Annotated in this window: 9 protein-coding genes; 4 read left to right on the forward strand and 5 right to left on the reverse strand. The window is 65.8% G+C overall.

What is annotated here, in order from left to right:
* Positions 1-18: 18 nt before the first annotated feature.
* The 4 genes from cpdB to N0D28_RS14865 all read right to left on the reverse strand — a co-directional run bounded on the left by cpdB (position 19) and on the right by N0D28_RS14865 (position 6,840).
* Positions 19-1,941, reverse strand: a complete 1,923-nt coding sequence (gene cpdB / locus N0D28_RS14850; protein WP_260560253.1) for a 2',3'-cyclic-nucleotide 2'-phosphodiesterase — start codon at positions 1,939-1,941, stop codon at positions 19-21.
* Positions 1,942-2,067: 126 nt separating this feature from the next.
* Positions 2,068-3,285 (reverse strand): thiolase family protein, encoded by a 1,218-nt coding sequence (locus tag N0D28_RS14855; RefSeq protein WP_260560254.1) that lies wholly within the window; start codon positions 3,283-3,285, stop codon positions 2,068-2,070.
* Positions 3,278-4,501 (reverse strand): alpha/beta hydrolase, encoded by a 1,224-nt coding sequence (locus N0D28_RS14860; protein ID WP_260560255.1) that lies wholly within the window; start codon positions 4,499-4,501, stop codon positions 3,278-3,280. The genes N0D28_RS14855 and N0D28_RS14860 overlap by 8 nt, the downstream gene beginning before the upstream one ends.
* Positions 4,502-4,545: 44 nt before the next feature.
* Positions 4,546-6,840 (reverse strand): 3-hydroxyacyl-CoA dehydrogenase/enoyl-CoA hydratase family protein, encoded by a 2,295-nt coding sequence (locus N0D28_RS14865; protein ID WP_260561929.1) that lies wholly within the window; start codon positions 6,838-6,840, stop codon positions 4,546-4,548.
* Between the two features lie 517 nt (positions 6,841-7,357).
* Here N0D28_RS14865 and N0D28_RS14870 point away from each other — a divergent pair.
* Together N0D28_RS14870 and N0D28_RS14875 are read left to right on the forward strand one after the other, a co-directional pair.
* Complete coding sequence (locus N0D28_RS14870; protein WP_260560256.1) at positions 7,358-8,389, forward strand: ATP-grasp domain-containing protein; 1,032 nt, start codon at positions 7,358-7,360, stop codon at positions 8,387-8,389.
* A 56-nt stretch (positions 8,390-8,445) separates the two neighbouring features.
* Entirely contained in the window at positions 8,446-9,312 is an 867-nt protein-coding gene (locus N0D28_RS14875) for an AIM24 family protein (protein WP_260560257.1), read from the forward strand.
* Positions 9,313-9,327: 15 nt separating this feature from the next.
* Here the strand turns inward: N0D28_RS14875 and N0D28_RS14880 are convergent, their stop codons facing one another.
* Complete coding sequence (locus N0D28_RS14880; RefSeq protein WP_260560258.1) at positions 9,328-11,349, reverse strand: N-acetylmuramoyl-L-alanine amidase family protein; 2,022 nt, start codon at positions 11,347-11,349, stop codon at positions 9,328-9,330.
* Positions 11,350-11,473: 124 nt separating this feature from the next.
* Here N0D28_RS14880 and N0D28_RS14885 point away from each other — a divergent pair, with 124 nt between their 5' ends.
* On the forward strand, positions 11,474-12,061 hold the full coding sequence (locus N0D28_RS14885) for an NUDIX domain-containing protein (RefSeq protein WP_260560259.1): 588 nt from the start codon (positions 11,474-11,476) through the stop codon (positions 12,059-12,061).
* Positions 12,058-12,666: an IMPACT family protein gene (locus N0D28_RS14890; protein ID WP_260560260.1), complete on the forward strand. Its 609-nt coding sequence runs from the start codon at positions 12,058-12,060 to the stop codon at positions 12,664-12,666. Before N0D28_RS14885 ends, N0D28_RS14890 begins: the two co-directional genes overlap by 4 nt.
* Positions 12,667-12,675: the final 9 nt, after the last annotated feature.

A 12,675-nucleotide genomic window follows, 5' to 3' on the forward strand; every position in this document is an offset into this window, starting at 1 on the left:
TTTCTTTGTGCTAAAAGCTCAGAACTTGATCACGTACTGGGCGAAGCCGTCGTCCTGCATTTTCTGCAAGGTGGCGTTGGCGGGCAGGAAATTCTGGGCATTCGGGCCAGTGGCGTAAAGCAGGCTCACACCCGGCAGCGGCGTCAGCTTCCAGTTGTTATCGGCCGCCGGGTTGACGGTTTTCTGGTCTTTGAAGTAGGCGACCAGGGCTTCACGGGTCTCGTCAGGAGCCTGCAAGATGATGTTCTTGCCGTCGAGGCCGGGGAAGTTGCCGCCGCCGGAAGCGCGGTAGTTGTTGGTGGCGACTACGAACTGCGCGGCGGGGTCAATCGGCTTGCCGCCGAACATCAGGTCCTTGATGCGGTGCGCGCCGGGGTCGGCCAGCTTGCCGCCCACGTCGTAGCGGTTGGGCTGGCTCACGTCGATCTGGTAGGTCACGCCGTCGATGATGTCGAAGTTGTAGGTGGGAAAGCTGGTCTCGATCAGGTCCTGCGGGGCGGTGTTCCTGGGGTCGATCTGCTTGAACTGGGCCGCCGAGCGCTCCAGCCACTCCTGCACCTGCGCTCCCGTGACCAGCACGGCCTGCACGGTGTTGGGATACACGTACAAATCGGCCACGTTCTTGATCGCCAGCGTGCCCGCCGGAATGTCGGTGTAGTAGCTCGCCCCGGCGCGTCCGCCCGCTTTGAAGGGAGCCGCCGCCGAGAGCACCGGCAGGTCAGCGTATTTGCCAACGGCCAGCGCCGCCTTGACGTAAGCGATCTGGGCGCTGGCGACAAGCTGCACACTCGGATCGTCCTGCACCAGCGCCCAGTAGGAATTGATCGGCGTCGCCAGATCGGCCACCTTGCCGCGCACGTAGGCCAGCGTGCCGTCGTTGGCCACCTTGACGGCGCGGGCGATGCGGGGATCGGGTTTGACCAAGCTGGCCTTGGCCGTTTTGTCCCAGATCGCACGCAGCGCCGACGAGGAGTCCTGCACCTTCCAGACTTGCCCAACTTTTTGCAGCTTGAGATCGATGATGCCCAGATCGTTGCCCCAGAATCCGGCCATCACCACCGGCTTGCCGTTGATGGTGCCCTTGGTGATGTCCGCGCCGGGAAGATCCTTGTACACCGGCCCTGGAAATTCCTGGTGGCTGTGGCCGCTAAGCACCACGTCGATGCCGCCGACCTTGGTGAGTTCGGTGGCCGCATTTTCCTGGCCCGGCACGTAGTCGGCGCTGATGCCGCTGTGGGCAATCGCGATGATGATGTCGGCACCCTGGGCTTTCATCATCGGCACGAATTTTCTGGCCGTTTCCACGATGTCGCGGGTCGTGACCTTGCCGTCGAGGTTGGTCTTGTCCCACTGCATGATCTGCGGCGGCAGGAAACCGATCACGCCCACGTTCAATATTTGGGGGCGGCCCTGGGCGTCATAGACGATCTTGCGCTGAATCAGGTAGGGCGTGAAGGCGTTCTTGTCGTTATCGGGGTTATTGTCGCCGTCATCGATGTAGACGTTGGCGTTGACCATCGGCATGGGAGCCGCCGCCATCACCTGCTGGAGGAAGGGCAGGCCGTAATTGAATTCATGATTGCCGAGATTACCCGCATCATAGCCGAGCAACTTCATGGCCGCGTGCATCGGGTGCATTTCGCCGGGCTTGAGGGGATTGACGCGGGCCACATAATCGCCCAACGGGTTGCCCTGAATCAGATCGCCGTTGTCGTAGAGCAGCGTGTTTCGCTTCTCTTTCTTGGCGTTCTCAATCAGCGTGGCGGTGTACTCGAAGCCGAACTCGCCGGTGGGCTTGTCCTGGTAGTAGTCGTAGCCGAGCGCAGAGGTGTGCAGGTCAGTGGTTTCCAGAATCCGCAGCTCGACAGCAGGCGCGGGACCGACGTTCTGGGCGCTGACAAAGCTGCCGAGGGCCAGGGTTAGGAAGAGCAAAGGTTTCATCTCTCTTTTATACTCCCGTGCTGGTCAGCCTGGCGTGAAGTTCTTTTCCTATTGAGCGGCAACAAAAACGTGTCCCCCGGTAAAGGCTGGGGACACGTTTTTGTTGTTGGAGGCTGGGGCCCGTTCTCAGTCCGCCGCCTGCTCGTGCGCCGGGTAGACCTCAATGATGCCCGCTGCGCCCATGCCGCCGCCGATGCACATGGTGATCAGCGCTTTGCCGCCGCCGCGCCGCCGCAACTCGTGAATGGCGGTGGTGATCAGCTTGGCCCCCGAGCAGCCCAGCGGGTGGCCCAGCGCGATGGCCCCGCCGTTGACGTTGGTGATCTCCTCGTTCATACCCAGCGTGCGAATGACGGCCAGACTCTGCGCGGCGAACGCCTCGTTAAGTTCGATCAAGTCCATGTCGGCCAGCGTCAGGTTGTTTTGCTTGAGCACCTTTGGCACGGCCTCCACCGGCCCGATGCCCATGACCTCCGGCCCCACACCCGCCACCGTGAAGCCGATGAACCTGGCGAGCGGCTTCAGGCCCAGCTCGTCGGCCTTCTCGCGGCTCATCAGCAGCAGTGCCGAGGCTCCGTCCGAGAAGGGCGAGGCGTTGCCCGCCGTCACCGAGCCGCCCATCTTGAAGGCGGGTCTCAGCTTGGCGAGGCCTTCCAGCGTGGTGTCACGGCGAATCAGTTCGTCGTCTTTGTACATCACGGTTTCGGAAGTGATCTTGGTACCTTTGACCTTGTCCACCCGCACCGGAACTGGCACGATCTCGTCTTTGAATCTGCCCGCGTCCTGGGCGGCGGCGGCCCGCTGGTGGCTCCGCACCGCGAAGGCGTCCTGGTCGGCCTTGCTCACGCCGTACTGGGCGGCGACGTTCTCGGCGGTCAGGCCCATGTTGATGTAGGCTTCCGGGCGCTTGTCGACGAGGCTCAGGTTGGGGCTGGGGTTGTGGCCGCTCATCGGCACCATGCTCATGCTCTCCACGCCGCCCGCCAGAATCACGTCGAAGTGGCCGGCCTGAATCGCCGCCGCCGCCATCGCCACGGTTTGCAGGCCCGACGAGCAAAAGCGGTTGACGGTCACGCCGCCCACCGAGTCAGGGAATCCGGCTTGCAGCGCGGCCAGGCGGGCGATGTTGAGGCCCTGCTCGGCCTCGGGAATGGCGCAGCCGAAGATGACGTCCTCGACGATGGCCGCATCGACGCCGACGCGGGCCAGGGCTTCTTTCATGACCAGCGCGGCCAGATCGTCGGGGCGGGTGTTGGCGAGCGTACCTTTGACGCCGCGCCCCACGGCGGTACGAACGGCGGAGACGATGACAGCTTCACGGGGGTTGGGGGTGGGATCAGACATTGGGATTCTCCTTGAGAGAAGGCAGGGAAACGTCGGGCTGCTGCTGTTCGGGTGGCCCCAGCATTCGCCAGAGGTACTGGCGCAGGTGGCGCTCGTAGCGCTCCGGGTCCATATTCCAGTTGCGCAGGTGCTCGCCGCCCTCGACGCGCACGTACTCGATCAGATCGGGCCGGTCCTCGAACAAGCGGTCAAGCTGCGCCACCGGCACGGTGTTGTCGGCGCTGCCGTGAAAGATCAGCATGTGGCGCTCGTACACGTGCGCGTGCTGGTAGTGGTCGACCGCGTCGAAGTCCTGCCCGCTCTTGAGGGTGGTCAGGCGCACCACGATGGGAGCCAGAAACACCGGCAGCCGGTAACGCAGGGCGTGGTGGCGCACCAGCTCGCGCCACTCCAGCGCCGGCGAGTCGAGCACCACCGCAGTGATGTGCTGGGCGAGTGGGCTGCGCCGCATGAACGCCAGCGTGATGCTGCCGCCCATGCTCAGGCCCATCAGCACGATCCGTTTGGCTCCGCGCTCGCGGGCGTACCTCACGGCCACTTCCAGGTCTTCCCATTCGTCGGCGCTCAGGCGGTAGACGCCCTGAGGCGTGCGGCCCGCGCCGTGCGCGTTGCGGTAAGTCACGACCAAGCTGCTCAGCCCGAAATCATGGTAGGCCGGCAAGTACCTCAGCGCGTCCTGGCGCAGGCCCTGGTAGCCGTGCATGATGATGACCCAGTCCTCGGCGGGGTTGGCACTCGCCACGCCTGCCTTGCCCGGCACGAACCAGGCAGGCAGCGGGCCGTGTTCGCCGTCCAGGGTGAGGTTGTCGTAGGCCAGGCCGCGTGAGCCGGGGTTGCCCAGCCCCATCGAGCTGGGCCGCACCGTCAGGCCGGGGTGCAGGTACTGCCCGCCGCGCACCAGTGGCCGCACGACCCAGGTGGCCCCGCCCCCGATGACCGGCCCCACCAGTGAGCCGCCGTCGTCGTTGTCCCAGTCGAGCGTCAGCGCGCCGGCGCGGGCGGTGATGGCGTTGCGGCTGAGCCGAATCAGCGTTTCATTGCCCTCACGCGTCACGGCCAGCACGCGGGTTTTGGGAATGGGCCGCCTGACCGGCTTGGCCTTGACCAACTCGTCGGCGAAGTACCAGCCGGTGCCGAGGGTCGCCGCCGCGCCGAGGCCCACGCCCAGCAGCACGCGGGCGAAAAGAGGGAAGGAGGATTTGCGAGTGGGGGTCATGGGTGCGGGTCTCCAGTGGGGCGGCGGGGTAAAAGCGGACGCCCTCAGTTGCGCAGCGGCTTGCCGGTCTTGAGCATGTGCGTGATCCGGTCCTGGGTGCCCTTCTTGCCGGCCAGCGTCAGGAAGGCCTCGCGCTCCAAGTCAAGGAGTTGCTGCTCGGTCACGCGGGCCTGACGGTTGTTGGTCGCGCCGCCGGCCAGGATGTTGGCGAGTTGCAGCGACACCTCGCGGTCGTACTTGCTGGCGTAGCCGCCTTCCACCAGACCGTAGAGCGCACTCTTGATCGCGCCGATGGCCGCCTCGCCCATCACCGGGATGTCCATTCGCATGGCGGGCTGCACATAATCGGGGGCGAGTTCGAGCACCTTGCGCTTGGCCTCACTCAGCAGGTTGTCGCGGTTCATCACCGTCTCGTCGCTCTTCCGCAGGAAGCCGAGCTTGCGGGCGTCGGCGGCGCTGGTGCTGACCTTGGCGGTGCCGATCAGCTCAAAAGCGCGCTGCACGGCGGGGAGGAGCGGCTGGCCCGGCAGGGTTTGGTCGGTGAAGCGCAGCAGCATTTCCTTGGTGCCGCCGCCGCCGGGAATCAGGCCCACCCCGACTTCGACCAGACCCATGTACGTTTCGGCGCTGGCGGTTACGGCGTCGGCGTGCAGGGCCATCTCGGTGCCGCCGCCGAGGGTGAGGCTAAACGGAGCCACCACCACCGGGTGCGGGCTGAATCTCAGACTGGTGGTCGCTTGCTGAAACAGCTTGATGGCCGCGTCCAACTCGTCCCACTCCTCGTCTTGCGCCTGCGAGAGAATCAGCGGCAGGTTCGCGCCCGCGCTGAAGTGCTCGCCCTGGTTACCAACCACTAGGCCTGCGTATCCCATCTCCTGCACCGTTTTGTGGGCGGTGCCGACCATCCGGATGGCGTCCTCGCCCAGCGCGTTCATCTTGCTGTGAAATTCCAACAGCAGCACGCCGTCGCCCAGATCGACCAGACTCGCGCCGCCGGACTTCTTCACGATGTTGCTGGCGTCTTTCTTGAGGTCACTCAGAATCAGGTACGGCGCAGCGTAGGGCTGCAGCTGGCCCTCAGCGTCCACGATCTGGTCGCCGTTATAGAACCTGCCCTGGCCCTCGTCTTTCACCTTCTGGAGCAGCGGCGGCAGCGTGCGGCCTTCCTTCTCCAGATTGCCGATCACCGTCTGCACGCCCAGCGCGTCCATCGTTTCGAACGGCCCCTGCTCCCAGCCGAAGCCCCACTTGAGCGCGTTGTCGATGTCCTGCAATTTGCCCGACACCGTTCCGGCCATCTTGGCGGCGTACCAGAAGCCGTCGTTCATCACGCCGCGCATGAAGTCGCCCTCTTTACCCTCGGCCTCGTACAGGCCCTTGACGCGATCATTCAGCGACTTGCCTTTCAGCGCATCCAGCACCGCCACTTTGGCGGGTGGCTGGTCCTCGTAGTCCAGGGTATCCAGGTTCAGCGTCAGAATCTTGGTCTTGCCGCGCTCGTCCCTGGTTTTCTTGTAAAAGCCGCTGCCGGTTTTGTCGCCCAGCCACTTCTTGTCTTCCACCAGCGTCTTGAAGGTGTCCGTCAGGGTGAAGTCCTCATCTGGCCCCGTCACCGCGCCGATGTCGTTGGCGACGTGGTAGATGATGTCCAGGCCCGACAAATCAGCGGTGCGGAAGGTCGCACTCTTGGGGCGGCCAATCGCCGGGCCAGTCAGCAGGTCCACGACGGCGGGACTCAGGCCGGTCTCCTCCATCCGCTTCATGGCCCGCACCATGCCGTACACGCCGATGCGGTTGCCCACGAAGCCCGGCACGTCGTTGGCGACGACGACCCCTTTGCCCAGCGTGTGATCGGCGAAGGTGCTGAACGCCTTCAGCACGGCGAGGCTGGTCTTGTCGGTGGGAATGACTTCCAGCAGGTGCAGGTAGCGCGGCGGGTTGAAGAAGTGCGCGCCCACGAAACGGCTCTTGAAGTCGTCGCTGCGGCCCTCCACTTGCAAATGCATCGGGATACCGCTGGAATTGCTGGAAATGATGGCCGTCTTCTTGACGACCTGCTCCACTTTCTCCCAGAGGGCACGCTTGGCGTCCAGCTTCTCGATGATCGCCTCGATGATCCAGTCGGCGTCCTTGATTTTGCTCAGGTCGTCTTCCAGGTTGCCGACCGTGATCAGCCTGGCGTTTTCCGGGGCCATGAAGGCGGCGGGGCTGGCTTTCAGGGCACGTTCGATGCCCGCTTTGGCGAGGAAGTTCCGGTCAGGTTTGTCGGGCAAGACAATATCGAGCAGCACCACCGGAATGCCCGCGTTGGCGAGCTGGGCGGCAATGGCTGCGCCCATCACCCCCGCGCCGATGACGGCGGCCTTCTGAATAGGGGACGGCTGGGGCTGAGGTGCGGACTTAGATTTCGGCTGAACTTGGTTCGGCTGGGTTTGGGGGGCAGTCACGGAAGACCTCCTGGAGCGGGAACGGGACGAATGGATAATTTTAGACTCAGTTCAAAGTTTAGGGCGGCGTGGGGGATTTGTCCACCTGTTGCCGCACAATCGGCAGCAAGCGCCGCCCCACGTCACGGACCTATCACGCCATCCTCGCATGCTGGCATGACAGCTTTGAGAGGGATTCTCCAAAGAGGCTTGCATGACGGCGCTTCAACAGGTTCTGGGGGTTTTGGCCCTCGGTTGATGGAGCGCTGACCAGGTGACCGCCACCTACACTCTGACGCTCAAGGGCAACCAGATCACACTGAACTACAGCGTCAAAGACCCGACCTTCCGGGTAAACCTGGCCTGCCGCAAGTGAAGGCGGGCGTGTCAGAGGCGACTGTGTCATACGACTGGGGCATACTACGGGGCCATGCCGTCTCCCCTGCCCACCGTCTGGTTCACCAAGAACATCAACCCCACCCTCCACCGCGTCCGGCAGGTGGCGCAGTCGGGGCGCTACCGGGTGCTGGCCAGCCACACCTCCACCGACGCCAGCTACCTCGGCGCGGCGCACCAGGGCTTCACCGAGCCGACGCCCATCGAGGAGAGGGCTTACCTGAACTACCTGCTGGAGAAGGTGCAGGAAAACGGCGTGCAGGCCATCGTCGGCGGGCGCTTTGCGGCGCTACTGGCCCGCCACCGCGCCGAGCTGGAAGCCCTGGGTTGCCACCTGATCGTGCCCAGTGCCGACCCGGACAGTTACGGGCTGTGCGAGGACAAGGCCCGCTTCTACCAGGTGTTTTCCGGACGCATCCCGATGCCCGAGACGCGGGCAGTGCGCGACTGGGCCGCGCTGGAAGATGCCGCGCGCGAGCTGGAAGCCCGGCACGGCTCGGCCTGCTTCAAGCCTGCACGCGGCATCTTCGGCATCGGCTTCCGGATTCTGAGTCAGGGCGGCGACCTCAAGCACTTCCTGGGCGGCAATAACCTGAGAATGAGTTACGCCGCCGCCGAACTCCTCTTCAGGAATCAGGCGCTGCCGAACATGCTGGTCATGGAGACGCTGCCCGGCCACGAGTACAGCATCGACGCCCTGGCGCGCGGCGGCGAGTTGCTGACCGGCGTGATCCGGCGCAAGGTGGGCGGGCTGGGCAATGTGCAGGTGGCCGTGGACCTGCCGCAACTGCGCGAGTGGACGGCCCTGCTCGCCCGCGAACTCCAGATGGACGGCCTTTTCAACGCCCAGTTCAAGGAGGATACGGCGGGAGTGCCCCGCTTGCTGGAAGTCAACGCCCGTGCCAGCGGCGGTTTGCCGATCAGCGCGGCTCTCAGCGGGCTGCCGCTGGGCCTGCTGGAAGTCGATTCGCATTTCGGCGCGGCACTGGGCGACCTGAGTTTTGCGCCGGGCCGCCGCGTCACCGATACCCAGGAAGTCGTTGAGCTGCCAGTTGGGTTAAACTGACACTCCGGGCACAATTTGGGCCGTGAGTCTTCACCTTATTCAGGAGGGCCAGCCGCATGGAAAAACGCCGTGAGAACCTCAAGCAACTCGACACCGCTGCGGGCCAGGGCGTCACCTTTACCACCTACCAGAGTCCAGTGCAGCCGCACGACCTCTACGAGGCGCAGCACTTCTACGCTGCCGACCGCATGGGCATGCGCCCCAACGTGCTGGAAATCAAACTCGACGGCGGCGGCGCGCTGCTGCAACCGGGGGCTTTTCAGTTCAGCCGGGGCAACGTACGCATGAAATCCATCAGCGGAATGCAGAGCAACCTGGGCGGCAACCAGAACAACCAGGGCGGCGGGCTGGGTGGGCTGGGCGGCCTGCTCGGCGGCGTGGCACGCATGGCAGCAGGGCGGGCGATGGGCGAGTCCTCGGCGCGCAATTTGTTTCAGGGCAACGGCGTGGTCTGGACCGAACCCACCTACAAGCACCTGATCATCGGCGAGAAAGACACCCCCAACGACAACTACATCATCGACGACGGGGCCTTTTACTCGTGCGAGACGACCATGGACATGTCGCCCCGGCTGATGCTTGACGCCCGCGCCTTCGGCGGCAACGGCCTGGTGTCGCCAGAACTCAAGGGCACCGGATTTTTCGTTCTGGAAAGCCCGGTGCCGTTCGAGGAAATCGAGATTCACACCCTCCAGAACGACGAGATGCGGGTGGACGGCGATCTGATCTTGCTGTTTTCCAGCAGCCTGCAATTCAATATCGAGAAGTTCGACCGGGGCTGGTTCAGCACCTACCGCAGCGGCGAGGGCATGATCTACAGCCTGACCGGCAGCGGCGTGGTGTGGCTGACCCCCACCGCCCAGGCTGCCCGCAAGCAGGTGGCAATCCCGCTGGGCGACAGTAGCAGCGGCCTGAAGACCTGAACTGAGCTCCTACCTTTACTTCGCACCCACGCCCGTCATCAGCGCCTCGCGGATGCCGCGCGCGATACCCAGCGCCACCCGCTCCAGATAGTTGTCGTCAAGCAGGTTGCCGCCGTCCACCGGGTGGCCGACAAAGCCGATCTCGATCAGGGCGGCGGGCACCTTCGAGCCGCGCAGCACCGCCAGCGAGCGGCCGCTCTTGAGACCCTGACTGAAGGCCCCGGTGGTCTGGATGACGTTGTTTTGCAGCACATTGGCAAAGGTCGAGCTGGCAGCATTGTTGTTGTTCCACCAGGTCTCGATGCCGTAGCCCCTCAGCACGTTGGCCGGTTCCATGCTGTTGGCGTGGATGCTCAAAAAGAGCTGCGCGCCGTTGTAGCCCAGCGCGGCGCGGGCGTTCAAATCGGCGTTCTTGTTGGGCAGCAGTTCGCGGTCCGTGTCGCGGCTCATGATCACGGTGATACCCGCCGACTGCAAGTACTGGCGCACCCGCAGGGCCACGTCCAGCACCACCGCCTTCTCGGTCACCGTGCCCACCGCGCCGGGGTCGCGCCCGCCGTGGCCGGGGTCGATGACCACGCTGGGGGCCACCAGGGCCGCGCCGCTGAAGGCGAGCGCGCCGGAGCGCATCGGCGGCACGGCGGCCAGCACCCGCTCGGCGGGCGTCAGGCGCGTGGTGTTGGCGAAGGCGGGCGAGAGGTCAATTGCCAGGCGCGAGCGGTCCGAACCGCTGGCGGGCGGCAGCAAAACGCTGCGCCAGCCGCTGTGGACATTCAGCGGCGAGGCCGTCATCAGAAAGACGTTGCTGCGCGTCCCCACCGCGCCGTAGCGCCAGCCGCGCAGCTCGCTGCTGATCACGTCACTGGTCTGGGGGTTGACGCCCACGCCGGTCAGGTCAATGCTTAGGCCCAGCGCGCCGGGCGTGATGACAAAGCTGGTGCCGGGCGGCAGATCAAGGACCACCCGCGTCACGCCGGGATTCTTGCCGATGCGCGGTGCGGCCAGCAGCGCGCCGGGCAGCGCGGCTCCGCTGGCCTGACCGCGCAGCACGTTGGGGTCGCTGTCGCCCGCGCCCGGCAAGCCCACGGCGGGCGCGGGCAGTGGGCCGCTGGCGTTGCCCGGCGCGTCGCCCGGTGGGAGCTGCCCAGCGCTCGACCCCGTGTTCAGTCCGCCAGTATTCAGCCCCGGTGCGGGGTCGGCCAGACCGAGTACGCTGCCCGAAGCGGCATCGGCTGAACTTTGACTGGTCAATCCCAGACCTGCTGGGATGGTTGGGCGGGCACTGCGACTGAGGCTGATGGCATTGGGATTGACAGAGCCGGGGCCACCGTCGGGGCCGGGCGCGGTGAGGGTGATGGGACTGAGAGGCACCAGATTGGTGGGAGCCGGATTCACGACCTGATCGCCGCGCACCTCGCCGCGAACACTGGTCAGCGCGCCGCCGCTCATGCCCGGGCCGAATTCCAGAATCAGCACCCGCCCACCCGAGGCGATGACGGTTTCGCTGGCCCGCCAGCCGCTGCGCAGCCCCAGCGCGTAGGGGGTGGCCAGGCTGACTTGCGCGCCACCCGGCGAGGTCGCCACCCGGTACTCGCCGACGCTCGCGCCGAGTTGCGCCGTGATGCTGGGCGCGGCCCGCAATCCCCGAAAGTCCAGCCGCAGACCGCTGAAGCCCGGGATCAGGGTGTAGCTGACCCCGGCGGGCAGATCGTAGACCACCTTGGTCTGGCTGCCCTCGCTGTAGACGCGCGGCGCACTGAGGCTGGGCAGGGCGCTGGAGGCAGGCGCAGCACCGGTCTGGGAACCAGTTTGCGGGGCGGGTGGGGGCTGGGTGAGCACCGACTGACCCAATCCCGACCGGCCCAATCCCGACTGGCCGGATGTGGCGGGCAACGGAGACAGCTCCGGCAGACTCTGGGGCGGTGCACCGCGCACGAACGGGTCGCCCAGCGTGACTCCCTGGGCAGCGGCACACTGGCTGAGGGACGCGCTGAGCAGCAGGCCCGCAGATGAAAGGATCTTCAAGGCAAGATGCATGTCTGACACTCACTTTAGAAGAAGAGGAGTGAGAAAGGCTCAGACGAATCTCACGCGGGTGTCAGCCGAGTGTAGCGGACACGGCAATCGGTCCTCCTCTGTCCCGGCGCTCTACCCTGAATGCATGACCCAGCATCCCAACTGGCCGCACCTGATTCCCGACGCCGAGCAGCCCTGGCAGACCCTCGACCAGATTGAACTGAGTGCCCCGCCGCGTCGCCTGGTGCGCGACACGGTGCGCCTGCACGGCGGCCAGCAGGGCGAGTATGTGTACCGGCCACGCGGTCCGCGCGCCGTGTTCGTGCTGCCGATCACGCCTGAGGGCGAGGCGGTGCTGATCCGCGAGTACCGCTACCCGCTGCGGGCCTTCGTCACCGAGGTGGTGGCGGGCGGCGTCGAGGAAGGCGAGGACCTGAGCGCCGCCGCTGCCCGCGAGTTGCTGGAGGAAGCGGGCGGCGTGGCGGGCGAGTGGCTGGCCCTGCCAGGCTTTTACCCTCAGCCGAGCATCAGCGGGGTGGTGTTTTACCCGTTTCTGGCCTTCAGGGTGGTGGTGCAGGCGGCCCACAACGAGGACAGCGAACTGATCGAGCGGCTGGTCCTGCCGCTACCGGAAGTCTACCGGCGGCTGGAGGCGGGCGAGATTTTCGACGGTCCCAGCAGCCTGGTGCTGTTTCACGCCCGGCGCGAACTGGAGGCGCGCGGCCTGCTGTGAGCCGTGATCTGACGCCGTTCGTGACCCTGGCCTCGCCGCACCGCTTGGACGCAGTCATCGAGGGCAGCGAGTTTCTGGCCTTTGCCGCACGGGCCGACACGCCCGAGGAGGCGCTGGCCCAGCTCGCAGCACTCAAGGAGCGCTACCCGGACGCCACCCACCACTGCTGGGCCTACCAGATCGGCTCCCTCTACCGCTTCTCCGACGACGGCGAACCCGGCGGCACGGCGGGCACCCCGATGCTGCGGGCCATTCAGGGCCAGCAACTCGATCACGTGATGGTGGTCATCGTGCGCTACTACGGCGGCGTCAAGCTCGGCACCGGGGGTCTGGCGCGGGCTTACGGCGGCGGCGGCGCCGAGTGCCTACGCACCGCTCCCCGGCTGGACGTGCGCCCCCGCGTGCCCCGGCGCGTCACGGTGCCTTACGAGCAGGTCAGCGCCCTCTACCATCTGCTCAGTCAGTTTTCCGTCGAGCGCGGCGAGGAGGAGTACAGCGGCGCGGGCCTGACGCTGGCGGTGCAGCTCTACCCCGAGGATACGGAGCCGTTCGGGTCAGCCCTGCGCGACGCCACGCGGGGCAGCGGCAGCCTTGAGGAACTCTAAAACAGGGAG

This window comes from Deinococcus rubellus (assembly GCF_025244745.1).
In the GTDB taxonomy this organism is placed as follows: Bacteria; Deinococcota; Deinococci; order Deinococcales; family Deinococcaceae; genus Deinococcus; species Deinococcus rubellus.

Coding starts and splice junctions, on each gene's coding strand:
- cpdB (WP_260560253.1), bottom strand. CDS start 1,941: ATGAAACCTTTGCTCTTCCTAACCCTGGCCCTCGGCAGCTTTGTCAGC.
- N0D28_RS14860 (WP_260560255.1), bottom strand. CDS start 4,501: ATGACCCCCACTCGCAAATCCTCCTTCCCTCTTTTCGCCCGCGTGCTG.
- N0D28_RS14885 (WP_260560259.1), top strand. CDS start 11,474: ATGACCCAGCATCCCAACTGGCCGCACCTGATTCCCGACGCCGAGCAG.
- N0D28_RS14855 (WP_260560254.1), bottom strand. CDS start 3,285: ATGTCTGATCCCACCCCCAACCCCCGTGAAGCTGTCATCGTCTCCGCC.
- N0D28_RS14880 (WP_260560258.1), bottom strand. CDS start 11,349: ATGCATCTTGCCTTGAAGATCCTTTCATCTGCGGGCCTGCTGCTCAGC.
- N0D28_RS14875 (WP_260560257.1), top strand. CDS start 8,446: ATGGAAAAACGCCGTGAGAACCTCAAGCAACTCGACACCGCTGCGGGC.
- N0D28_RS14870 (WP_260560256.1), top strand. CDS start 7,358: ATGCCGTCTCCCCTGCCCACCGTCTGGTTCACCAAGAACATCAACCCC.
- N0D28_RS14865 (WP_260561929.1), bottom strand. CDS start 6,840: ATGGGCGCAGCCATTGCCGCCCAGCTCGCCAACGCGGGCATTCCGGTG.